Origin of the sequence: Bacillus sp. BHET2 (genome assembly GCF_005938125.1) — a bacterium.
In the GTDB taxonomy this organism is placed as follows: Bacteria; Bacillota; Bacilli; order Bacillales; family Bacillaceae_B; genus Rossellomorea.
The window spans coordinates 140,462-164,172 of the sequence record NZ_VCQN01000001.1; the positions used below are offsets into that span (position 1 = coordinate 140,462).

General features: G+C 40.1%; 24 protein-coding genes and 1 riboswitch. Of the genes, 22 read left to right on the forward strand and 2 right to left on the reverse strand.

The window, feature by feature from the left end:
* From spoVAEA to FGG79_RS00695, 4 genes are all read left to right on the forward strand, one after another.
* The gene (spoVAEA, locus tag FGG79_RS00680; protein WP_138775647.1) at nt 1-597 is read left to right on the forward strand and encodes a stage V sporulation protein SpoVABEA; all 597 of its coding nucleotides are present in this window, start codon (nt 1-3) and stop codon (nt 595-597) included.
* The gene (locus tag FGG79_RS00685; RefSeq protein WP_171050733.1) at nt 563-2,041 is read left to right on the forward strand and encodes a spore germination protein; all 1,479 of its coding nucleotides are present in this window, start codon (nt 563-565) and stop codon (nt 2,039-2,041) included. The genes spoVAEA and FGG79_RS00685 overlap by 35 nt, the downstream gene beginning before the upstream one ends.
* A 76-nt stretch (nt 2,042-2,117) precedes the next feature.
* Entirely contained in the window at nt 2,118-3,419 is a 1,302-nt protein-coding gene (gene lysA, locus FGG79_RS00690; RefSeq protein ID WP_138777491.1) for a diaminopimelate decarboxylase, read from the forward strand.
* Nucleotides 3,420-3,776: 357 nt separating this feature from the next.
* On the forward strand, nt 3,777-4,151 hold the full coding sequence (locus FGG79_RS00695; protein WP_138775651.1) for a GNAT family N-acetyltransferase: 375 nt from the start codon (nt 3,777-3,779) through the stop codon (nt 4,149-4,151).
* 29 nt (nt 4,152-4,180) lie between these two features.
* Here FGG79_RS00695 and FGG79_RS00700 read toward each other — a convergent pair whose 3' ends face one another.
* The gene (locus FGG79_RS00700; RefSeq protein WP_138775653.1) at nt 4,181-4,699 is read right to left on the reverse strand and encodes a DUF309 domain-containing protein; all 519 of its coding nucleotides are present in this window, start codon (nt 4,697-4,699) and stop codon (nt 4,181-4,183) included.
* A gap of 168 nt (nt 4,700-4,867) precedes the next feature.
* Here FGG79_RS00700 and FGG79_RS00705 point away from each other — a divergent pair, with 168 nt between their 5' ends.
* From FGG79_RS00705 to FGG79_RS00780, 16 genes are all read left to right on the forward strand, one after another.
* On the forward strand, nt 4,868-5,632 hold the full coding sequence (locus tag FGG79_RS00705; protein WP_138775655.1) for a segregation/condensation protein A: 765 nt from the start codon (nt 4,868-4,870) through the stop codon (nt 5,630-5,632).
* On the forward strand, nt 5,619-6,212 hold the full coding sequence (gene scpB, locus FGG79_RS00710; RefSeq protein ID WP_138775657.1) for an SMC-Scp complex subunit ScpB: 594 nt from the start codon (nt 5,619-5,621) through the stop codon (nt 6,210-6,212). Before FGG79_RS00705 ends, scpB begins: the two co-directional genes overlap by 14 nt.
* Nucleotides 6,213-6,361: 149 nt before the next feature.
* Complete coding sequence (locus FGG79_RS00715) at nt 6,362-6,844, forward strand: DUF3907 family protein (protein ID WP_138775659.1); 483 nt, start codon at nt 6,362-6,364, stop codon at nt 6,842-6,844.
* Between the two features lie 165 nt (nt 6,845-7,009).
* Complete coding sequence (locus FGG79_RS00720) at nt 7,010-8,176, forward strand: D-alanyl-D-alanine carboxypeptidase family protein (protein WP_138775661.1); 1,167 nt, start codon at nt 7,010-7,012, stop codon at nt 8,174-8,176.
* Nucleotides 8,169-8,762: a nucleoside recognition domain-containing protein gene (locus FGG79_RS00725; RefSeq protein WP_138775663.1), complete on the forward strand. Its 594-nt coding sequence runs from the start codon at nt 8,169-8,171 to the stop codon at nt 8,760-8,762. Before FGG79_RS00720 ends, FGG79_RS00725 begins: the two co-directional genes overlap by 8 nt.
* A complete protein-coding gene (locus tag FGG79_RS00730) occupies nt 8,763-9,290 on the forward strand; it encodes a spore maturation protein (RefSeq protein ID WP_138775665.1) in 528 nt (175 codons plus the stop codon).
* Between the two features lie 247 nt (nt 9,291-9,537).
* Nucleotides 9,538-10,269, forward strand: a complete 732-nt coding sequence (locus tag FGG79_RS00735; protein ID WP_138775667.1) for a pseudouridine synthase — start codon at nt 9,538-9,540, stop codon at nt 10,267-10,269.
* Nucleotides 10,270-10,527: 258 nt separating this feature from the next.
* On the forward strand, nt 10,528-11,058 hold the full coding sequence (gene resA, locus FGG79_RS00740; RefSeq protein WP_138775669.1) for a thiol-disulfide oxidoreductase ResA: 531 nt from the start codon (nt 10,528-10,530) through the stop codon (nt 11,056-11,058).
* A gap of 34 nt (nt 11,059-11,092) precedes the next feature.
* Nucleotides 11,093-12,763, forward strand: a complete 1,671-nt coding sequence (gene resB / locus FGG79_RS00745; RefSeq protein WP_138775671.1) for a cytochrome c biogenesis protein ResB — start codon at nt 11,093-11,095, stop codon at nt 12,761-12,763.
* A complete protein-coding gene (ccsB, locus tag FGG79_RS00750; protein ID WP_138777493.1) occupies nt 12,744-13,919 on the forward strand; it encodes a c-type cytochrome biogenesis protein CcsB in 1,176 nt (391 codons plus the stop codon). The genes resB and ccsB overlap by 20 nt, the downstream gene beginning before the upstream one ends.
* A gap of 120 nt (nt 13,920-14,039) precedes the next feature.
* Nucleotides 14,040-14,756 carry a response regulator transcription factor gene (locus FGG79_RS00755; RefSeq protein WP_138775673.1) on the forward strand — a complete coding sequence of 239 codons (717 nt, stop codon included), beginning with the start codon at nt 14,040-14,042 and terminating at the stop codon, nt 14,754-14,756.
* Nucleotides 14,753-16,519, forward strand: a complete 1,767-nt coding sequence (locus FGG79_RS00760; RefSeq protein WP_138775674.1) for an ATP-binding protein — start codon at nt 14,753-14,755, stop codon at nt 16,517-16,519. Before FGG79_RS00755 ends, FGG79_RS00760 begins: the two co-directional genes overlap by 4 nt.
* 275 nt (nt 16,520-16,794) lie before the next feature.
* Complete coding sequence (sigX, locus tag FGG79_RS00765; RefSeq protein WP_138775676.1) at nt 16,795-17,349, forward strand: RNA polymerase sigma factor SigX; 555 nt, start codon at nt 16,795-16,797, stop codon at nt 17,347-17,349.
* Nucleotides 17,321-18,547: a hypothetical protein gene (locus FGG79_RS00770; RefSeq protein ID WP_138775678.1), complete on the forward strand. Its 1,227-nt coding sequence runs from the start codon at nt 17,321-17,323 to the stop codon at nt 18,545-18,547. The genes sigX and FGG79_RS00770 overlap by 29 nt, the downstream gene beginning before the upstream one ends.
* Before the next feature lie 226 nt (nt 18,548-18,773).
* Nucleotides 18,774-19,637, forward strand: a complete 864-nt coding sequence (locus tag FGG79_RS00775; RefSeq protein WP_138775680.1) for a peptidoglycan DD-metalloendopeptidase family protein — start codon at nt 18,774-18,776, stop codon at nt 19,635-19,637.
* A 115-nt stretch (nt 19,638-19,752) separates the two neighbouring features.
* A riboswitch (FMN riboswitch) is annotated at nt 19,753-19,886 on the forward strand.
* 151 nt (nt 19,887-20,037) lie between these two features.
* Nucleotides 20,038-20,607, forward strand: coding sequence for an ECF transporter S component (locus FGG79_RS00780; protein WP_138775682.1), 570 nt, complete (start codon nt 20,038-20,040; stop codon nt 20,605-20,607).
* Nucleotides 20,608-20,720: 113 nt separating this feature from the next.
* Here the strand turns inward: FGG79_RS00780 and FGG79_RS00785 are convergent, their stop codons facing one another.
* On the reverse strand, nt 20,721-20,969 hold the full coding sequence (locus FGG79_RS00785; RefSeq protein WP_138775684.1) for a ferredoxin: 249 nt from the start codon (nt 20,967-20,969) through the stop codon (nt 20,721-20,723).
* Between the two features lie 223 nt (nt 20,970-21,192).
* Here FGG79_RS00785 and FGG79_RS00790 point away from each other — a divergent pair, with 223 nt between their 5' ends.
* On the forward strand, nt 21,193-22,257 hold the full coding sequence (locus tag FGG79_RS00790) for a YpbB family protein (protein WP_171050734.1): 1,065 nt from the start codon (nt 21,193-21,195) through the stop codon (nt 22,255-22,257).
* Nucleotides 22,235-23,707: a RecQ family ATP-dependent DNA helicase gene (locus FGG79_RS00795; protein ID WP_138775688.1), complete on the forward strand. Its 1,473-nt coding sequence runs from the start codon at nt 22,235-22,237 to the stop codon at nt 23,705-23,707. Before FGG79_RS00790 ends, FGG79_RS00795 begins: the two co-directional genes overlap by 23 nt.
* Nucleotides 23,708-23,711: the final 4 nt, after the last annotated feature.

A 23,711-nucleotide genomic window follows, 5' to 3' on the forward strand; every position in this document is an offset into this window, starting at 1 on the left:
ATGGACAATAGAAGGAAAGTGATTCTGGTAACAGACGGAGATGAATATGCAAAACGTGCCGTCGAATGCGTTGCGACAGAATATGGAGGACGATGTATTTCAAGCTCCAAAGGGAATCCATCTGTTTTGTCAGGACCGGAAATTGTGAAGTTAATCAAGAGAGCCAAGAACGACCCTGTCTTTGTCATGTTTGATGATAGTGGATTCATCGGAGAAGGTGCCGGGGAACGGGCCTTGAAGCATGTTGCGAATCATCATGAGATTGAGGTTCTTGGGGTTATCGCAGTAGCCAGTAAAACCCGCCAAGCTGAATGGACCAGGGTCGATGTATGCATTGATAAATTTGGAGAACTGACGCCTTTTGGGGTGGATAAATTTGGTGTGCCGGAGATGGACGTAGGGAGATTGACGGGTGATACCGTGTATTGCCTTGATGAACTGAAAGTCCCGATTATTGTCGGTATTGGAGACATTGGGAAAATGGCCAGAAGAGATCACTATTCACAAGGTGCCCCCATTACGAAAAAAGCAGTGGAGATCATTTTAGAAAGGAGCGGATATCATGCCTCAAAAGACGAAGGAAACACCGATTTCTAAAGATCTAACCGTAATAGAAGATTATATGAAGAATCATGTAGGACTAAATACCAGTTTTGATATAGGTGTACGTAAACTCATGATTTTGAAAAAGGGTGTACATTTTTACTATATAAACGGGCTTACCGATGCTGCCTATATTATTGAAATTGTAGAGGAACTTGTTGATATCAATGACAATGAGCGTGCGACTAGTAAATTATATGACATTGTCTATAATCGGCTTGTTCACCAATCGGTAGAACCGGTTCATACGATTGAAGAAGCGGTAGATGAAGTGCTTTCAGGATTAATAGCAGTCTTTGTAGAAGGCTATGATGAGGCATTAATCGTTGATGTTCGAAGTTATCCGGGAAGGCAGCCGTCAGAGCCGGATACAGAAAAGGTCGTTCGCGGTTCCCGTGATGGGTATGTAGAGAACATTATAGTAAATACGGCATTAACGAGGCGAAGAATAAGAGATCCACGATTGCGTTTTGAAATCTTTCGAATAGGGGAGAGGTCAAAGACGGACATTTCCATAGCGTATATAGATGATGTCGCCAATCCTAGCTTGATCGAAGTGATAAAGAAAGAATTGAAAAGTATTAAAATCGATGGTTTGACAATGGCGGATAAGACAGTAGAGGAGTTTCTTGTAAAGCAGGGGTATAATCCATATCCATTAGTAAGGTATACAGAGAGAGCGGATGTCGCCGCCACACACTTATTAGAAGGCCATGTGCTGATCTTTGTTGATACATCGCCAAGTGTCATCATAACACCGACAACATTTTTCCATCATCTTCAGCATGCTGAGGAGTATAGACAGTCACCGGCTGTAGGAACATTTGTCAGGTGGACGCGATTTGTCGGTGTGCTTGCTTCTTTATTCCTTCTGCCTTTGTGGTACTTGTTTGTCCTGGATCCTTCATTACTTCCGGAGGTCATTAAGTATGTAGGTCCTCAGGAACAGACCAATATACCGGTTATCGTTCAATTATTTATTGCTGACATGGGGGTGGAGATGTTTAGGATCGCCGCCATTCATACTCCGACACCGCTATCAACAGCTATGGGCTTAATAGCTGCAGTTTTGATTGGTCAAATTGCAATTGACGTCGGCTTGTTCCAACCTGAGGTGATATTGTATGTGGCGGTAGCTTCGATCGGTACGTTCGCGACCCCAAGTTATGAGTTGAGTGTAGCGAATAAGATGGCAAGGCTTCTTCTTCTTGTATTTGTCGCTTTCTTCCATATCCCTGGATTAATGATCGGGAGTACGCTTTTCATTTTATATGTAACGAATATTAAATCCCTTAATACACCGTATCTTTGGCCATTGCTTCCGTTTAGTCCCAAAGCATTTATGCAGATCCTTGTAAGGAAATCAGTCCCCGGATCTAAGATTCGACCTAGTATCGTCCAGCCAAGGAATAAGTACAAACAACCTGCAAAATCATAGAATATTGCAACAACTCTCATTCTGTGGTAAATTACGTTTAATTAGGTGAGGTTTAAAGAGAGGAATGAGTCGTTCCGTGCTTCTTCATGGTTCAGCAGAGATCAAAAATGATTCTTTAATGATTGGTGGGGTGAGCACCATAGAATTGGCATCTCGATTTGGTACCCCCCTTTATGTTTATGACATCGCATTAATTAGAGAGAGAGCCAGAGGGTTCAAACAGACCTTTGATTCCCTTGGAGTGAAAGCAGAAGTTGCCTATGCCAGTAAGGCGTTTTCCTGTATCGGAATCTTTCAATTAATGAAAGAAGAGGGTTTATCTCTGGACGTGGTATCAGGAGGAGAGTTGTTTACTGCCTTGAAGGCTGATTTCCCTCCAGGACGCATTCATTTTAATGGGAACAATAAGACCAGGGAAGAACTTGTAATGGCCATAGAAAACCAGGTTGGCTGTATTGTAGTAGATAATTTTCATGAGCTTCAGCTTGTACATGAAGTATTGCAGTCGCTGGCACGCACAACAAAGATTTTATTGAGGGTCACCCCTGGAATTGAAGCTCATACGCATGATTATATATTGACTGGCCAGGAAGATTCGAAATTTGGATTTGATTTGGGTAACGGTCAGGCCGAAGAAGCGATGAAAATGGCTATGAACATTGATGCAATTGAATTGTTAGGATTACATTGTCATATAGGCTCGCAAATTTTTGAAACCACGGGCTTCATACTTGCGGCCAAAAAAATCATTGAAAAAGTCGCTCAGTGGAATTCACAATTCGGCTTTGTCCCCAAAGTCATCAATTTAGGTGGAGGTTTTGGGATTCGCTACACGAAAGACGATGACCCGATACCCCCTTCTCAATATGTGAAAGAAATGATTGATGCTGTGAAAGAGGAAGTGGGCAGATATGATCTACCCATGCCGGAAATTTGGATAGAGCCGGGCCGCTCCCTTGTTGGTGATGCGGGGACCAGCCTTTATACATTGGGGTCACGTAAAGAAGTTCCAAATATCAGGAAGTACCTCGCCGTCGATGGAGGAATGAGCGATAATATCAGACCGGCCCTATACAAAGCTAAATATGAAGCAGTCATAGCGAATAAAGCAGGTAGAGAAACGGAAGAAACGGTTTCCATAGCAGGTAAATGTTGTGAGTCCGGGGATATGTTGATATGGGATCTACCACTGCCATCATCTGAATCCGGTGATCTACTTGCTGTTTTCTGCACGGGGGCATATGGATACTCGATGTCAAATAACTATAATCGGATACCACGCCCTGCTGTAGTGTTTGTAGAGAATGGCACAATAACCTTAGCCGTCAGAAGGGAATCGTATGAGGATATGGTTGCACTTGATATGACATATAAATAATTGGTATATAGTCTTTAAGTATATCGTACTTAAAGACTACTTTTTTGTATTCTGGATTACATACTTTAACAAATTTCATTTTTACTATACAATAACAATGACATAAGCGAATATAGTGTAGACAAAGGAGTCAGTCATGAAAATCAGTAATAGAAGATTATTCTTGATTTTAGTTACAGTAGGTCTTGTCTGGGGAGTCATTTACTGGATGTTCATTGCCGGAAACTAATGTGTTTGGATTTGCTTAATAAAAGTAAATTTAGTAAGATAAATAAACGTTCGCATCAATTAAATTTCTAGTTTTTGTCTATAATAGATAATAAATAAAGTAGACATAAAACATAACGAGGGGTAAATATGTTAATTCGGTATAAAAAGGCGTTTGAAAAGATTGCAATGGGATTATTATCTTTCATGCCAAATGAAAAGGATTTGAAGAAGCTTCAACAAACAATGAAGCAATACGAAACTGAAGAAAATTGGCAGCTCTTTTTATGGAAAGAAGAGGACATAGTAGGCTTGATTGGCGTATACAAAACAGACAGCACGTTAGAAATTCAACATATATCCGTTAATCCGTCCCATCGTCATGAAGGGATCGGGAAAACGATGGTGAACCATTTAAGAGAGATGCATACAGAGCATGAGGTTAAACCGAATTCAGAGACCGCCTCTTTTTTTGAGAAGTGTGATGAAATCGGTCCTCCAGAAGAGAATAGCGAAGAACAATAAAGAGGTAAACCACCTTATATTGAAGGTGGTCAGCCTCTTTTTTTTCGTAAAGCATTTTTCCGTTCTAAGATTATATCAGATCGGTCTCGCAAGGAATGGCGGTGAACAATGGCCGAATTTGTGAGGTCACTCGGCGAACACCAGGTGAATCCATTCTTGTTGCAAAGGGTTTGCACTTGAGTTACCAATGATGCATCGGCTAAGGGTATATTTATGCTACGATATGGCCGGTTTTGACTTAATTCATTAGTGATATCAATAAGCTTGTCTTGAAGTTTCTTGGCTTGGATTCCAAGGTTAGCCAATGCTTCTTGATTCATTTGAATATTTCGGATCGCCTTCGTGAATGTCCGGGATGCACCCGATTTATTCTCTCTTCTGTAATGATAGAAACCAACGGCCACTTGGATAAGGCCTACCCAGTGAGAAGAGCGGTTCTTTGGATCCGTTTCCTTCCAATATTCTTCCAGTACTTCATGGCACTCAAAGTAGTCACGATTTCCGTGGAAATACATTAGAAACTCTAAGTATGCTTGAGGATATGCCAAATAAATCCCTCCGTTTGATGTAAAGTAGTTAAATTGTAGCACAGTCCTCTGATTAATCGACAGGTTACCAACTTAAATACAAAAACTTTCTATTGGAGAATAGTGGTCAATCTACTATACTATTAAGTAGCTATCAGGAATGAACGTAATTAGAAATTTGGTGATAAAGTGGAATACAATGTGAAAATTGACGCTTTTGAAGGTCCGTTAGATCTTCTATTGCATCTGATTAACTCCTTGGAAATTGATATATATGATATTCCTATGGCTCAGATTACTGAGCAGTATATGTTATATGTACAGACGATGAAAAACCTGCAACTTGATGTTGCCAGTGAATATTTAGTGATGGCCGCAACGCTACTTGCCATCAAAAGTAAAATGCTTCTTCCTAAACATGATGAAGGTCAGTTAAATGATGAAATTGAGTTTGAAGAGGAAGATCCCCGTGACGAACTAGTGGAACGGTTGATCGAATACCGTAAATTTAAAGAAGCGGCAAATGAGTTGAAGTACCGTGAGGAGGAACGTGGACAAGTATACACCAAGCCTCCCAGTGACCTTTCTGAATTCACGGAAGAGGTGGATTTAAAGAATAGTGAAGTTCAAGTATCCTTATATGATATGCTCGGTGCGTTTCATAAATTATTAAGGCGTAAAAAGTTGCAGAGGCCGGTTCAAACGAGAATAACCAGACAGGAAATATCCATTGAGAAGAGAATGAATGATATTTTGCAGAATTTACGGAGCATCAAAGAGCGCACATCATTTACAAGCCTTTTTCCATCTGATAATAAAGAACATCTTGTTGTTACGTTCCTTGCTGTGCTTGAATTAATGAAGCGGCAGCAAATTGTAGTCAACCAGGAAAAAAACTTCACAGAAATATTTGTGGAAGCAGGAGAGGAGGCGGGACTTGTTGAACAATATTAGTTGGAAAGGCATCCTTGAAAGTTTACTGTTTGCGGCGGGAGACGAAGGTCTTTCCCTTAAACAGGTTTGTTCTGTTCTGGAAATAGGCGAGCAGGAAGCGACAGATGTCATCGAAGAGCTAAAGACAGATTATTTGGAGGACTCGGGTCGGGGTATTTATATCATTGAAATCGCCGGGACATTTCAGTTGGTGACGAAAAAAGGCAATGCTGACTATATGAAGAAACTGGTAGAGTCCCCAAATGTAAGCTTTTTATCTCAAGCAGCACTTGAGACTCTTGCGATCATTGCATACAAGCAGCCAATCACGAGAATGGAGATTGAACAAATACGAGGTGTGAAAACTGAACGTCCCATTCAAACCCTTGTGTCAAAAGGACTTGTGAAAGAAGTTGGCAGGGCGGAAGGAACTGGTCGCGCTTACTTATTTGGTACGACGAAAGAATTTCTGGATTATTTCGGATTAAAGAGCATAGACGAGCTTCCACCTCTGCCTGAAAATGTCCAGGACGAATTTATGCAGGATGAAGCGGATCTATTCTTTGAAAAATTTCAGGAAACGATGGAATCGAACGAATAAAAGACGTTTTCTCAATTGGCAGGACCACATGACTCTGAGTGGTCCTGCCTCCTTTCACGAAGTATAGTTCTGAAAATTCAAACAAATAAAGCGGAAGTTGTTTTTTAGGGAACTAAAAGGGATAGTCGGAGGAAGACGGAGGGGAATCGATGAATGATTTCATGTTGAAAACGCAGGTTCAGGTTGCTCAACGCTTTCTTGAAGATGCGATCATACAATTTGAGGGGTATCTCAATGGAATAACCATAAAGACTCTCTTGATGGAAAAACGAGGGGATAGGGCTTATTACGAAGGATTGCTTTCAAACTTAAGAAGACTCCTCGTATATTGTGAGGAAGGAATGGATGCTTGCCAACGTATTATTCAAAATGAACCCTTCGAACGAAATCATGCCGAGAGGATCCTCTATAAGATTTATCATAAATGCATTGTTGAATATTATTCTCCCCGATATAAGCTGTGGTTTGAAGATGGTCGCATTACCTATCCTGAAGGAAGTACCATCCGTTTCCGACAAGAACCACCTGATTGCTTTGCTGGCCTGTTGAGGAACGTTGAAGGGGAATTTCATACCCTGAGAGAAGCATTATTTGAGTTTGAGAGTGAGTTCAGAACTAAGAGACTGCTTTAATACAAATAGAGCGATGTCTGACACAACTGATTATGATGGTTGTGTTTTTTTGATGGACCAAATAACAAATGCTCTCATACAACATGTGATCGGTTTCCGATTTTCATTCATATTACCCTTTGTCCTGCATAAACTTGTACAAACACGTTAGAGTTAAAGGAGTAGATGGGTGTGAATCGAAAAAGAGTGAAATTTTACATATATTATGTTCTGATTATTGCTATTCTGTTTGTTGCCGTTTCCAATCAGGTTCAGGCCTCCCCTTCTGTCAGTTCTCAGAAAGCGATTCTAATGGATCAGGAAACAGGAAGAATTCTTTATGAAAAAGATGCCCATAGTCAGAGCAGGATTGCGAGCATTACAAAAATCATGACAGCTATCCTTGCAGTAGAGTCTGGAAAAATGGACAAAGAAGTAACGGTCTCCTCTAATGCTGCAGGAACAGAAGGTTCATCCCTTTACTTGAAAGCGGGCGAAAAGATCAAGCTTGAAGATTTGGTATACGGACTTATGATGAGGTCCGGCAATGATGCTGCTGTCGCCATCGCTGAATATGTAGGGGGCAGCCTCGACGGATTTGTGTTTATGATGAATGAAAAAGCGAATGAAATTGGAATGGTCAATACTCATTTTTCCAATCCACACGGCCTCGATGATCATGAAGATCACTATTCTACTGCATACGATATGGCATTACTGACGAGGTATTCAATGGCAGATGAAGTGTATAAGGAAATTGCAGGGACTAAGGTTCACACCGCCCCTAATCCGGAAGAAAAATGGGATCGAAAGTGGAAGAATAAAAATAGATTGCTCACAGAGTTATATAAATATAGTACGGGTGGGAAAACAGGATACACAAAATTGGCGAAAAGAACCCTTGTGTCGACTGCTTCAAAGAGTGGAGAGAGCCTGATCGCCGTGACCTTAAATGGCCCAGATGACTGGAATGATCATATTGGCATGTTTGAATATGGATTTAAGCAATTCGATTATAAAATTGTCCTCGAAAAAGGTTTAATTAAAAAAATAGATGACGAAGTATACAAAGATCATGCCTACCTGAAACGGGATTCTGTTTTATCGTTGACTGATGATGAAGTAGAGGATGTAAAGGTCGAGTACAAGATGCTGAAGCCTAAACAGGAATGGGTAAAGAATCAAAACGTACCTGATGTCGTCGGCAGGGCAGTGGTTTATTTAGGTGACAAGGAAGTGGACACTCTTCCAGTATTCTATAAAACTTCAAGCGCAACAGAAGAAGAAAAGAGCTGGTGGAAATTCTGGGCTTTTTCTTTTGAATCACTAATGGGAGTGCGTCACCATGGTTAATCTCATTTGGGTAGGCATGACGATCATAGGGATAGTTTTTGCTATGATGAACGGAAGAATGGAACAAGTGAACGAAGCGATTTTCACTTCAGCCAATGAAGCAGTAACACTCTGTATAGGATTGGTCAGTGTATTAGTCTTTTGGTTAGGGATCATGAGGATTGCCCAGGAAGCCGGCTTACTTGATAAATTAGCCAAACTGTTCAGGCCGTTTGTGACTAGATTGTTCCCAGAAGTCCCGGAGGATCACCCTGCAATGGGGTACATCCTTTCGAACATGATGGCGAATATGTTCGGATTAGGGAATGCTGCAACCCCATTGGGCATTAAGGCAATGGAGCAATTGAAGGAGCTTAATGGGGGCAGAGATTTCGCGAGCAGGTCGATGATTACGTTTTTGGCAATTAATACCTCAAGCATCACCATCATTCCGACGACCGTCATTGCGATCCGCATGAAATATGATTCTGTGTCACCGACTGAAATTGTAGGACCAACCCTTATTGCTACGATGCTTTCAACTATCGGTGCGATTATGATTGACCGTTATTTTCATTATAGGCGTACTCGTCGAGAGGTGAAGTAGATGTATTGGATAACCACAATTTCACTTTGGCTAATCCCGCTTATGATCGGCTTTATATTAATTTATGGGACGATCAAAAAAGTGCCCACCTATGAAGTGTTTGTCGATGGGGGGAAAGAAGGACTTAAAATTGCTGTGTCGATCATTCCATTTCTGATTGGTATGCTGGTGGCCATTACGATTTTCCGGGAATCAGGTGCACTTGAATTCTTTGTGGGCCTCATCCGTCCCGGTCTGCTTGCATTGGGAATTCCTCCGGAAATCGTGCCACTGGCGATTATCAGGCCGATTTCCGGAACGGCTGCCCTAGGTATGATGAGTGACATTATCGCAACACATGGTCCCGATTCATTCATTGGTAGGCTGGCTTCTACCTTACAAGGAAGTACAGACACAACTCTTTACGTATTAACGGTCTACTTCGGAGCCGTGGGAATCCGAAAAATGGGAGATGCCCTAAAAGTTGGTCTCCTCGCAGATCTAGTCGGTATTGTAGCAGCCATCTTCATCGTTACGATGATGTTTTAAACTCTGTCTTTCTAAGTTCCCCTCATCTATCGCACTAACTCATAGACAGAGCCTGGGTAGCTCCTATTCTAGAAAAAAACAATCTTTGCGAAAACAGCCTTATGAAAAGAGTCATTATATGTCAACATCAAGGCATAAAGGAAAAAGACTGAAATGGTCGATTTTTCTTTATGCCTTTCTATTTTGTCTGGATTATGTAATAATTCATGAAGACAAATGTATTGAAAATTAAATGAGGTGAAAGACCGTGGAACGATTACAGAAGGTTATTGCTCACAGTGGAGTGGCATCCCGTCGTAAAGCAGAGCAATTAATTATAGAAGGCAAAGTTAAGGTCAATGGAATAGTAGTGAAGGAACTGGGGACTAAGGTGTCTAACTCTGATAGAGTTGAAGTGACAGGTGTTCAAATCGAGAGAGAAAATAAAGTATATTACATGCTTTATAAACCAAGAGGGGTTATCTCTGCTGTGACTGACAATAAAGATCGTCAAGTCGTAACGGATTTCTTCCCTGAAATAGAGGAAAGAATCTATCCGGTAGGAAGGCTCGATTATGAGACGTCTGGGATCCTGCTGCTAACCAATGATGGAGATTTTGCTAACGCTCTTATGCACCCGAGTAATGAAATTGAAAAAACATACGTAGCTAGATTAAAAGGGATTCCACCTAAATTCAAGATCCGTGAACTTGAAAAAGGGGTTAAATTAGAGGACGGTATGACTGCACCTGCTAAAGTGAAAGTGATGAGTATTGATAAGAAGCAAGGGAAATCAATCGTCGAGATCATCATTCATGAAGGTAGAAACCGTCAAGTTCGTAGAATGTTCGAGGCTCTTGGTTATCCGGTTCAAAAGCTGAAGCGTGAAAGATATGCATTCCTTTCCCTTCATGGCTTGAATGCAGGAGAAGGAAGAGAACTGACTCCGCATGAAGTGAAGCAATTAAGAACTTTGGCCGAAACGGGCAGTTTACATTAAAGAATGACATAGAAAGTGTCACATATCATTCATATAATTCACCCTGACTTTCAGGTGATAAATGATATAATAAGAAAGGAATTTCACCCTGTAATCATTGTGATATTTCTCTGCTTAGTATGAAGATATGACACATCACATTATAGCAGGGACTGATCTCATAAGAGAAATCTTATGACTTCAGGCCCTTTGCTACTGTAAAGAGAGATAAATTTCTCCACACTTTGAGAACGTTTTCACTATGGGAGGCACTCGTAAATGAATAAAAAAAAGCGCAGATTACTTATCCGGACAATTATTCTGATTGTGCTGACTTCTGCGGTTGCATATACGTTATATGCAAACTTCACGAAGGATGAAAGAGGGATGTTAAAGGTAGGCGACAAGGCACCTGATTTTGTGCTTATGGATATGGACGGGGCTACCCACCGTTTATCAGACTATAAGGGAAAAGGGGTCTTCTTGAATTTCTGGGGCACATGGTGCAAACCGTGTGAAAGGGAAATGCCTTATATGAATAATCAGTACAAGAAATATCAAGATCAAGGTGTACAAATTTTGGCTGTGAATGTTGGTGAATCAAATTTCCTTATTAACCGATTTATATCTAAACATGGGTTAGAATTCCCCATTTTAGTAGACAAAGAAGAGGAAGTTCAAAACGCATATGGAATCGATCCGTTACCAACTACTTTTCTCATCAACCCAGAAGGGAAGATTGAAAAGATCATAACAGGAACGATGACAGAAGATGACATCATTGAAGATTTAAAGAGCATCAAGCCTTAACTCGGCAGTTTAACTTGATATAAGGAGTTTTAACATGAAAGAGATCAAATGTGTATGCGGTCATGTAAATCCAAAGGGTACCGTCCTCTGTGAATCCTGTGGGCGAGCGTTAACGGACGAAGCGATGAACGAGAAGCTTCACGATATGCGCTATGAAGGTAGTGCGAGGCGCTCCCAGACATATAACAAATCCATTATTGATAAGATTTGGAATTTCTTTTCTTCTGTGAAGGTTGGTGTATGGTTAATTCTCCTTACCCTAATCGCTTCTGCAGTCGGAACGATATTACCACAAGAACAATACATACCTAACGGGCAGCCGGCTGACGAGTATTACGAAGATGTATATGGTTTCTTCGGGGAATTGTACTACACCCTAGGATTTCATGATTTATATAGCTCCTGGTGGTACCTTCTCTTAATCGCATCGATCGGTATATCCCTCGTCATTGCAAGCCTTGACCGGGTCATTCCCTTATACCGGGCACTCAAGAATCAGCGTGTTTCCAGACATATTGGTTTTTTGCAGCGTCAACGAATCTATGGGAAAACAGATTCCATCGAAAGCAAAGATTCCTTACCTAAAATAAAAGAAAAATTAATACAAAAAAAATATAAGGTAAGAGAAGAAGATGGGAACATTCTTGCAGAGAAAAATCGTTTCTCAAGATGGGGTCCTTATGTGAATCATATCGGTCTTATCATCTTCCTTTTCGGAGGAATGCTTCGATTTGTACCTGGGATGTATATTGATGAAACTGTTTGGATCCGTGAGGGCGAAACGAGAGCCGTGCCTGGAACGGACCAGGAATATTACTTGGAAAACAAAGGCTTTACCCTAGAAACTTATGATAAGGATAAAGATAAGGAAGTGTTTGGTGAAGCGATCGATAAAAATGGTACCATTGCAAAGAATTTCCAATCAGATGTGATATTATATAAAGAGTCGGGTGATCGTATACCTGGGCAAAAGGCTGTACGTACGAAAGAGCAGGAGGATTCGATTAAAGTGAACCATCCTCTTAAATTCGGAAGTTTCGCCGTGTATCAAACCAGTTATAAATTAGATGAATTCAAGTCAATGTCCTTTACCTTTGATAATAAAGGATCGGGGAAAACGTTTGGTGAATTCACAGTCGATTTGTTTGATCCTCAAGACGTGTACAAATTTAAGGATGGATATAAAGCAGAATTGATGGGATATTATCCTGATTTCTCAGGTTTTAATGAGCAGGGAGAACCCCAAACGAAATCTCCGTTACCAAATAACCCTGCGTTCCTTTTTAAACTGTTCTCTCCTGAAACTCCTAAAGGGGAAATTAGTTTTGTAGGAATCAAAAAAAATCTAGAGCCACTTGGGGAGAACGAATATAAGTTATCATTTGCCGGAGTGGAAACGAGAGATGTGTCGGCGTTAACCGTACATAAAGATCTCACTTTATGGATTTTGGCTCTTGGTGGAGCCATTTTCATGATTGGAGTCATCCAAGGGGCCTATTGGCATCACAGGAGAATCTGGATCAGGCGGGATGACGACGAAGTCATCGTAGCAGGTCATACGAATAAAAACTGGCATGGCTTAAAGAATGAAATTGACTCTGTACTGGATGGTACTGGAATAAACGAGCCTGAAGATCAACAACAAAAGGATGAAGTAAGGAGGAATAAGGATGTCAACGACAACAATGGCAGAGTGGAGCAGTAATTTACTTTATATCTCCTTTATCATGTATTTGATTGCTACGTTATTTTTTGGCGGAAGTATCCGTCAAAAGAATACAACGGAAACAAATCAGAAGAAATGGGGATTTATCGGTATTTCCTTAACCCTAATCGGATTTGCTTCTCAACTGGGTTATTTCTTTCTAAGATGGGGAGCTTCTGGACATGCTCCAGTAAGCAATTTATTTGAATTTACGACATTCTTCGGAATGATGCTTGTCGGAGCATTCATTATTCTTTATTTTATGTATAAGACCACGATACTTGGTGTGGTTGCACTTCCATTCGCCTTATTGGTGATTGCTTACGCGAGCATGTTTCCTAAAGATATCAGTCCCCTGATACCTGCTCTGCAAAGTGATTGGTTGAAAATACATGTGACGACGGTTTCAGCAGGGGAAGCCATATTATCCATCAGTTTCGTAGCTGGTCTCATTTATTTATTGAAATCAGTCCAACATACAAAAGGAAGCAAACAGTCATTCTGGCTGGAGATGGTAATGTATTCTATGGTTGTCGTTTTAGGGTTTGTAGCAGCCTCAACGGTTTTTACCCTAGGGAATTACGAAGCAAACTTTCAATATGTAAATCAACAGGGTGCAGATGCGATTTCCGAATACACGCTACCAGCTCTTGTTGGACCGAATGAGGGCGAATTATTAACCGATGATGTAATGAAACCACTTGTCGAAATGCCTGCTCTTATAAATGCGAAGAAGTTAAATACGGTCATTTGGTCTATAATGATCGGTACAGGTCTATATCTTATTCTACGTTTGATCTTCAGAAAGCGGATAGCCGCGAAAATGCAACCATTAGTGAAGAATGTTAATTTGAATCTAATGGATGAAATTGGGTACCGTTCTGTTTTAATTGGTTTTCCGGTCTTTACTCTTGGAGGACTCATCTTTGCCATGATCTGGGCGCAAATTGCGTGGACTCGTTTCTGGGGATGGGATCCAAAAGAGGTATGGGCATTGATTACATTCTTATTCTATGCAGCCTTTCTTCACCTTCGTATGTCAAAAGGCTGGCAAGGTGAGAAATCTGCATGGTTAGCCGTCGTAGGTGTGGCAATCATTTTATTCAACCTTGTGGCAGTTAACCTTATTATTGCAGGGTTACACTCATATGCTTAATCAATCATAATGAATGGAAGGGAGCTGACAAAAAATGAGAATTCAATTCTCTTTGAGTCAGCTTCTTTTTTCATATAAAATATAGGATAATAATCAAATAGACAAAAGGGGGATCATCCCATGGACGAAAACATTCGTATTTTAGTTGTAGATGATGAAGATAGAATCCGTAGATTATTAAAAATGTATTTGGAAAGAGAAAACTATGCAATTGATGAAGCGGAAAATGGAGAGCAAGCGTTAGAAATGGCCCTTGAACATAATTATGACTGTATCCTATTGGATATAATGATGCCTGGTATGGATGGGATCGAAGTGTGTAAACATCTTCGTGAAAGCAAGGCAACCCCTGTCATCATGCTAACGGCAAAAGGGGAAGAAGTGAACAGAGTACAGGGGTTTGAGGTTGGTACCGATGACTACATAGTAAAACCCTTTTCTCCACGGGAAGTTGTCCTGAGGGTGAAAGCGTTATTAAGACGCTCAACAAAATCCGGTTTTATTCAAACGGATGCGAAGGCAAAAGACCTCATCGTATATCCACACCTTACGATTGATAATGATGCTCACCGTGTCTCGGCGGATGGAATCGATGTCAATTTAACACCTAAAGAATATGAACTACTCTATTTCCTGGCCAAGGCGCCGGACAAAGTATTTGACCGGGAACACCTCCTGAAAGAAGTGTGGCATTATGAATTCTTTGGTGATTTACGTACGGTTGATACACATGTTAAACGCCTGAGAGAGAAGCTGAATAAAGTTTCAGAAATGGCGGCGAAAATGATCGTCACCGTATGGGGAGTTGGCTATAAATTCGAGGTAACAAATGAATGAGACTTTGGCGTAGCGTAGTTGGGAAGCTATGGCTGACGATCCTGCTATTAGTTTCATTTGTGTTATTTATATTGACGATTCTCTTACTGGAATTCTTTCAGAACTACCATGTTGATGTAGTTGAGAAGGAACTGACTCATACCGCCGAAAAAGTAGCAAGGGTCATTGAAAATCATAATGATCTGACCCTTGGGATGGAGCTTGGAAAAGAAATCATTGATGAACCTGTGAATATCATCATTTCATTAGATCAAAATGAATCACTTTATTCTCATGATTCTACCGTCTTCCAAAAGGAAATTCACGACTACATCTCAAAAGACAAACAATTGCAATCTGTCAAAATGAAGAAAAAAACTGTTAAGAAAGAAATTGAATTATCCTCGGAAATGACATCGAATCGGTACGAGAATGTCATTATTGTCGGAACTCCCCTTCACATTAACGGGGAAGACGGGGCTGTTTATCTCTACCAGTCCCTTGGTGTCATAAAGGATACGACTCGCCAGACCACGAAGTTAATCTTGCTGGCTGCTGGGATTGCCATCATATTAACCACCATTTTTGCATTCTTTCTTTCCACTCGAATCACGGCTCCGCTTCGAAAAATGAGAGAGGCAGCCTTTGAAGTAGCGAAAGGTAAGTTTGACACAAAAGTGCCTATCTTGACGAAAGATGAAATAGGTGAGCTTGCAACGGGGTTTAATCAGATGGGCAGGCAGTTAAAATTTCATATCAATGCATTAAGTCAGGAGAAAGAACAACTTTCCTCCATTTTAAGCAGTATGGCCGACGGAGTCATCACCTTTAATAGAGATGGCACCATCCTGATTACCAATCCTCCAGCGGATCGTTTTTTACAGCACTGGTATTATGAACAGAGTGAAGACAGTGAAGATGCGATTCCTACGACGGTGAAAGAATTATTGCAGAGTGTGGTCGTAACCGAAATGGAACAAACTGATGAACTGAGTCTGCAAGGACGGTCGTATGTGGTGATTGTTAGTCCCCTCTACAATAACAATACGATTAGGGGAGCGGTTGCCGTCGTTCGTGATATGACGGAAGAGAGGAGATTGGATAAGCTCCGAAAGGATTTTATTGCAAATGTCTCCCACGAATTACGTACTCCGATCTCAATGCTTCAAGGATATAGCGAAGCGATTGTTGATGATATCGCAGGATCCGAAGAGGAACAGAAGGAGATTGCCCGCATCATCTATGATGAATCACTGCGGATGGGGCGATTGGTGAATGACCTACTCGATTTGGCCCGTATGGAAGCAGGACATATCACGCTCAATAAAGACGTGATTGGAGTGATGGGATTCACAGAAAGAGTCACGAACAAATTCATTGGTCTTGCCAAAGAGAAAAAGGTCTCCATTTACTTTGAAAGCGACGTGAAAATCAACAGTGAAATCTTAATGGATCCTGATCGTATCGAACAAGTATTAACAAACCTCATTGATAACGCTTTGAGACATACACCAACAGGTGGGAAAGTAACCGTCGTGTTGACTGAAGGCAAGGGTGGTTATCTGTTTCATGTGAAAGACACGGGTTCCGGTATACCGGAAGAAGATCTCCCGTTTGTATTCGAACGTTTTTATAAAGCGGATAAAGCCAGAACAAGAGGGAAGTCAGGTACAGGTCTTGGGTTGGCAATTGCTAAGAACATCATTGAGTCCCATAAAGGTCATCTTCAAGTGCAAAGTAAAGTGAATCAAGGGACAACCTTCACTTTCTTTCTCCCTAATTAGCTAAGAATCGATGATATCCATAGAAACTTGGCGATTTTTCTTGTTACATGGGAAACATTCTTTATATAGTAAAAACGTTGTTGAAAAAAGCCAACAAAGGGACTTCCCTTGTTGGCTTTTTAATTGGCTCTTTACGCAAAGAGTGTTGTTATCCACCGTTTATAGACTGGATAAATTAATATAAGTCTTTCTTTTTCTTCCTGAAAATACTATATTGATAGTGTGTAACTTTTTTACATATATTACGACTAATAAATTGACGGGGAGGGAATCAAATGAACTCCGTTTTTGAAAAATTATATTCCACCTATCATCAGGACGTATTTCAATTCCTCATATATATGGTACGGAATAAACAATTGGCTGAAGATTTGGTTCAAGATGTATATATACGAGTACTTAAATCTCATGAGCACTTTGAGGGGAAAAGCTCAGAAAAGACTTGGCTTTTTTCTATTGCAAAGAATGTAGCCATCGATCATTTCAGAAAACAGAAAAATTGGAAGAATCGTATTATGGATAAATTCGATTGGAATCGGAATGAAGTAATGGATGTTGAGGCACTGCCGGAAGAAATCGCTGTTGCAAATGAAGAAATTCAAGTATTGTATGACTGCCTAAAATATTGTTCTACTGACTATAGAATGGTGATTATCATGCGTTACTTACAAGAACTTTCAATTATTGAAACCTCTGAGGTGCTCGGCTGGTCTGAAAGTAAAGTGAAAACAACCCAGCACAGGGCAATAAAATGGTTAAGAATTGAAATGAATGGACGGCTCCCAAAGGAGGAGAGAGAAATTGAACAAGTCAGAATGGAAAAATCGTGATATCGAAGAACTTGTAAAAAAACTTCCTCAAATTAAAGATGAACGAACTTCTCAATACATCTATGCACGAATAAAGCGAGAGAATAAGAAGAAAAACTTTGTTCTATTCAACCGGTTCTTTCCAGCTGTGGCAGCACTTGCGGCTATATTAATTATGATATTGCTTGCGCCAACGGTACTAACTGAATTAACGGATAATAGCATGGAGAAATCCGAATTAAATACTGCTGATAGGTCAGGAAGTTCTGAGGAAAACAAAAAAGCTGTAATGAGTACTGAATCGGAGAAATCTGATAAGCTACCTGAACCGAATAAAGATCAAAAAATGACCTTAACAGATAGTGATCAGAGTACGGCAGAGGAAAAAATTGTCTCTGGAAATAGTTCTTCCGATCGATTATCTCTTTATGCAGACGATCTTCAAGGAAATGATTATTATACGTTTGGGCTTGTGTCACAGGAAGCAGTTCCTATACCTGTATCTGTCATTGATAGTTCTAATGGTGAAGACTGGTTATCCCGACATGAACAAATTGCTGAGAATATACCTGAAGCGGACTGGGGACTTGAGGAATACCTTCCTTTAAAAGGAAAATTTACACATGATCAAAACAAAGTGATTTTCACTTTGGATGCAGATCATTCTTATAGTGGCAGTAGCGCAGTGGAATACGCTTTCTATCATTCTCTTCAATATTCATTCCAGCATAAGGGAATTGATGAGGTTGTGCTTCAAGAGCAGGATGGATCTGTTCCACAATTCAGTTCAACAGGAGAATTCTCGAAGATTGATGTGACTGGTGAAACTCGCACAGCTTATTATCTATATTCTCCGAATGGAAAGGACCGATATTTGGTCCCAGACAACATAGACCGCGGAAATGTCAAAGAGTCGATCGCAGCTATGAAGCAGGCAGACTCAAGTTTATTTCAAAGTGTCATTCCGAAAGACATCAATATAAGTGTAATGGAAACGGATGAATACGTAACGGCCAGCTTCCTGAATGAATTGAACTTGGAAACATTGGACGATACAACCGCTCTTGAAATGATTGAGGGGATACTATTAACAAGCAGAAGTGCGGGATATGAAAAGGTTCTATTTGAGAATATTAAACAGGAAAGTTGGAACGGATTCCACTTCAATGAGCCGATTGAGACGCCGATCAGCCCCAATAGAAAAGATTTAATGAATTAAGTTTGTACTGATGACCAGAAACGGACGAAATCCGTTTCTGGCTTTTTTTGTTTAGTGAATGATTGGGGAGGCTTGATTGAGCTTTCATTGAACAAGATAGAAAGCCACAACTATAAAAGAGGTATATTTATCTCATACTTAGACAAACTACTGAAAGGAAAATTATCGCAGGATGAAGATCGTTTTCAAATGAATCCATCCCGGTATCTGGTTAAGGAGGTCAATCATGATTTTGGATTATGTGAAAAGATTCATCGTAGTACTGTTGGCATTATGGGTGAGCCTCATGTTCATTACTGGACGGACCGCAATAGCAGAGAGTGATGAGGTTTCACAGGAGACCGTAACCTGGACGTTTCCAGTTGAAGGAGTCATTACAGATTCATTCGGTACAAGGTCTGGTACCCATAAAGGTATGGATATAGGTGGGGAGATCGGTTCACCGGTGTATTCAGTTGACAATGGGATCGTTAGTAAATCGTATCTGTCTCCAAGCTATGGTCACGTTGTATTCGTTAAGCATGAGAATGGGTATGAAACCGTATATGCACATCTTGAAAGCAGGATAGTGGGTGAGAACCAAGAAATCAGACAAGGTGAACAGCTAGGAACGTTAGGAAATACCGGGAGATCAACTGGAGCTCATCTTCATTTTGAAGTACACAGAGGGGAATGGACCATTGATAAAGAGAATGCAATCGATCCCTACCGTGTGTTTGGACATGGAGAGGTTGGTCAGCTTGTTTTTGCCAATGAGAAGGAACTCCTTCAGACAGTGGTTGCTCAGGTAGCGGGCTCAAACGTCAATCATGTTGTCGAAAGCGGAGAAACCCTTTGGGGGATTTCTCAAAAATACAACATTTCTGTTGAGGAGATAAAAAAAGCCAATGAGCTGCGTAACACTCATTTAACGATTAGTCAGATAATTGTGATTCCTCGTACTGATAATGCAAATTATGTTGTGAAAAAGGGTGACACATTGAATTCGATCTCTGTAACGCAAGGAATTGATGTGAATGAAATCGTTGCGGTGAACGGACTGGATATAAATACTCCTATATACCCACAGCAGACCTTGAAGATTCATTGAGGATACAGGTAATACCCGGAGAGTGGGGAGAACTTTCATATATTTCGAATTCGAACTGTTTTTCTTCACATAATCCCCATCATTATGTATAATGAGAATGTATAAAAAAATAAAGATTCGTCTTCGGGGCAGGGTGGAATTCCCTACCGGCGGTGATGAAACAATTGTTTCTAAGTCCGCGAGCCTTTAGGGGCAGGATTTGGTGAGATTCCAAAGCCGACAGTATAGTCTGGATGGGAGAAGATGAAGGTTTGTGCCAGAACGTTTAGAAAAGGGAAGCTAAACGTTTATTAGGGTATGCCTTTCATTCTCCTAGATTTAGTATCTAGGAGTTTTTTAATGCAACCTTAGGTTTAAGCTATCTTCGATTTAAGATGAATCTCCAAAAGGAGAGAGAATGATGAAAAAAATGAATACACGCACGTTTGTCACAGTTGGTATGTTAAGTGCCATTTCCTATGTGTTAATGTTGTTCAACTTCCCAATACCACCATTTCCAAAATTTTTAATGGTAGACTTCAGTGATGTCCCTGTTTTAATCGCGACAATAACACTCGGTCCACTTGCAGGTGTCTTAGTGGAATTGTTTAAAAACGTGATCGACTATGTTATGACAGGAAGCGATACTGGCGTTCCGATTGGTCATGTCGCCAACTTTATGGCAGGAGTGCTTTTAATTCTTCCTACGTATTTTATCTATTCACGTTTTCAATCGAAAAAAGGTTTGTTGATTGGATTGATCACAGGTACTGTAGTGATGAGTATAAGCATGGGAATATTAAATTATTTTGTTTTCCTTCCGGCCTATAAATACTTTATGAATTTCGAGCTTCCGGCAGAAATCATCATTACAGGGATCGTACCATTCAACATCTTAAAAGGAATTCTCATAACTACCGTATTTACTTTACTATTTGTTCGCCTTCAAGGCTGGCTATCAAGACAAACAGCCTTAAACAAAGCGGCATAAAGATTAAATATAATGAAACCCCTCAAAGTGTTTGAGGGGTTTTTCTATTGAATTTTTTATAGAATTGTAAAGAAAAGGCTAAGGAGAAACTTTCTCCTTAGCCTTCATTCTCACTATTCAAACTTAAGTGCATCACCGTCGAATGGTTCTTCAGATATTTTAATGGAATCTGTAGGGCAACCTTCGAATGCATCAACCATATCATCTTCTAATACGTCAGGAACTTCAACAGTCCCCTGGTTATCATCTAATGTTACAAATGCAATACCTTCATCATCATAGTCGTAAATATCTGGTGCCGCAGCCCCACATGCTCCACATGCAATGCATGTGTCCTTGTCAACGATCGTATATTTTGGCAAAGAAAAAACCTCCCAATTAAATAATTCTATATAATTCATCATTATACATAGTGTAAGTTTATGAAAAATCACTTAATGTTTATTTTATAGAGGATTGAATGACTTTTCAATAGTTACGTGCTCTCTTTTTATTTTTATCCTATATAAGAAAAACAAAACATGGTTATAAACCAAATTCATGGTACAATATTTGACAATAACCAACATAGTAAGGAGTAGAGAATTGACCTATCTTAATTATGTGATTTTATATTGCTTGTTGCAAATTAATGGAGAGCGATCGATTTACTCTGTTTTTCATATCTTAAAAGGGAAAAAGTCTTCCCAATCAATCCAGGATGCGCATATTTTTCAGTTGCAGCCGTTTTTTCTTTCATTACCTAAATTGAAGCGTACGTATTTTGATTATAAAATAAAGGAATTAGAAACCGCTGATCTCGTCAAGATTGTGGGAGATGGAAAGGTGATCGTGACGGAAGTTGGAACCAATAAGGTAAAAAAAGATTTTCTGGGGAAAGCTTTCCCCTCTGAAATGAATGGACTCATCTATGGTGACCAGACACGTCTGTTTTGGATGAGATTGATTCTCCTTGTACAGGTCCTTTCAAATGCAAAAAAACAGGAATCGCTCTATTTTCCAGTTCAACGAAACAAGAGTATTCAGGAATGGGTAAAGAACTGCTTAAGAGCCCACCCTAATATCGATCATTTCACTTCTTCACTTTTTCATGAGCTATATGCCATCTTGAATACCCAGAAAGTGGATCCATCCATTCTAGTCTACCGCCTATCCGGCTTTAAGGATTTTGGTTGGACGGAACTGCAGGTGGCTGATATGTTAAATATGGATGAAGAAGAATGTCGCTTTCGATTCTTACATTTAGTACACAGTATGTTGTCAGATTTAGCAGAGGAACCATCGACATACCCTATATTATATTCGATTAGTTCAAAAAGTGATCAAAATCAAAACCTGACTATTTCCACTAGTAAAACGTACGATTTGTATAAAAGAGGGCACTCCATAGAAGAAATTTCACGGATAAGAAAGTTGAAAATAAATACGATTGAAGATCATTTCATTGAACTAGCCTTAACAGAGAATGGTTTTGATATTTCCCCGTTTATTAACGAACTAGAGTATCAAAACGTACTTAGAGTGATGAATGATATGAAAACCAAAAGACTAAGACCGATAAAAGAAAAGCTTCCACAATTATCTTATTTTCAAATTCGGGTCGCAATTGCAAAGGCAGGTGAAGAACGTGAATTTGCAACAAGAGCTTAAAGAACGATTTGGCTACTCTTCATTTAGAAAAGGGCAGGAAGAAATCATCCGCTCCGTATTAAATCAACAGGATACAGTAGCAATGCTTCCAACTGGAACCGGAAAGTCATTGTGTTATCAATTGTCAGGATATTTGAGAGATGGTCATGTGTTGATTGTTTCTCCATTGCTGTCATTAATGCAGGATCAAGTGGAGCAGATGAAAGTGTTGGGAGAAAAGCGTGTCATCGCCCTTAATTCATTTTTGCCGTTTGTAGAAAGAAGGACGGCTCTAGAACAGTTGCACCTCTATAAGTTTATTTTCATATCACCGGAAATGCTCATGAGTTCAGGAGTGATTTCATCCTTGAAACCATTGAATATTTCTTTATATGTCATTGATGAAGCTCATTGTATCTCACAATGGGGTCCGGATTTCAGGCCGGACTACCTAAAGCTTGGAGAACTCAAAGGAAAAATTGGTCATCCAACCACCCTGGCTTTAACGGCTACGGCCACAGAGGAAGTAAGGAAAGATATTTCACGTGTGCTGGAAATGGACCAGGCTGTTGAAATGGTCTATTCTATTGATCGTGGAAATATCGGATTATTTGTCAAAAAGGTTACAAACCAACATGAAAAGCTGAATACTCTATTGGAACTTGTGTCAGGCTGGGGTGGGCCCGGTATTATTTATTTCTCAAGCAAACGAATGGCAGAAGACGTTGCTCATTGGCTAGGAGAAAATGGAGTGTCACGTGTAGCTTACTATCACGGAGGAATGGAGCAAGAGGATCGTATATTGATTCAGCAGCAGTTTCTATCGGAGAAGTTGAGAGTGATATGTGCGACTTCCGCATTTGGTATGGGTGTTAATAAAGAGAATATTCGTTTTGTCATCCATTTTCATTTCCCTACAAGCATAGAAGCATTCCTTCAAGAAATCGGAAGAGCCGGAAGGGATGGCGAGAGTAGCGTTGCAGTCGTGCTATACTCTGAACAGGATCTTTCATTGCCATTACAGCTTATTCAAAGTGAGTTACCTGAAGACACTCAAATCCAGGGGTTTGTTAAAGAAAACACGAAAAACAGAACGAAAGAATTAATTGAGCCTTTACAGCTTTCAGAGGTGCAATTTCGTTTTCTTACTTATTATGTCTCAGAGCTCTCACAGGACCTGTCAATCGATACTGATAGATTGATAGAGAAGGTAAAACAAATTCGTGATAATCGTTTGCAATACAAAAAGGACAAGCTTGTCTTCATGATACAGTGGCTTCAATCTAGGTCATGCAGAAGAGAGAAGCTCCTTCATTATTTTGATGAGAACATACAACAACAAATCAGTTTCTGCTGCGATCTATGCGGGAATTCCCTCGACGATTTCACGAGTCATTCTTTTACTTCAAGCACCTTTGATCCCGAGGTGGCTACTTGGGAAATAAGGTTGGAAAAATTATTGTTAGGATAAGTGG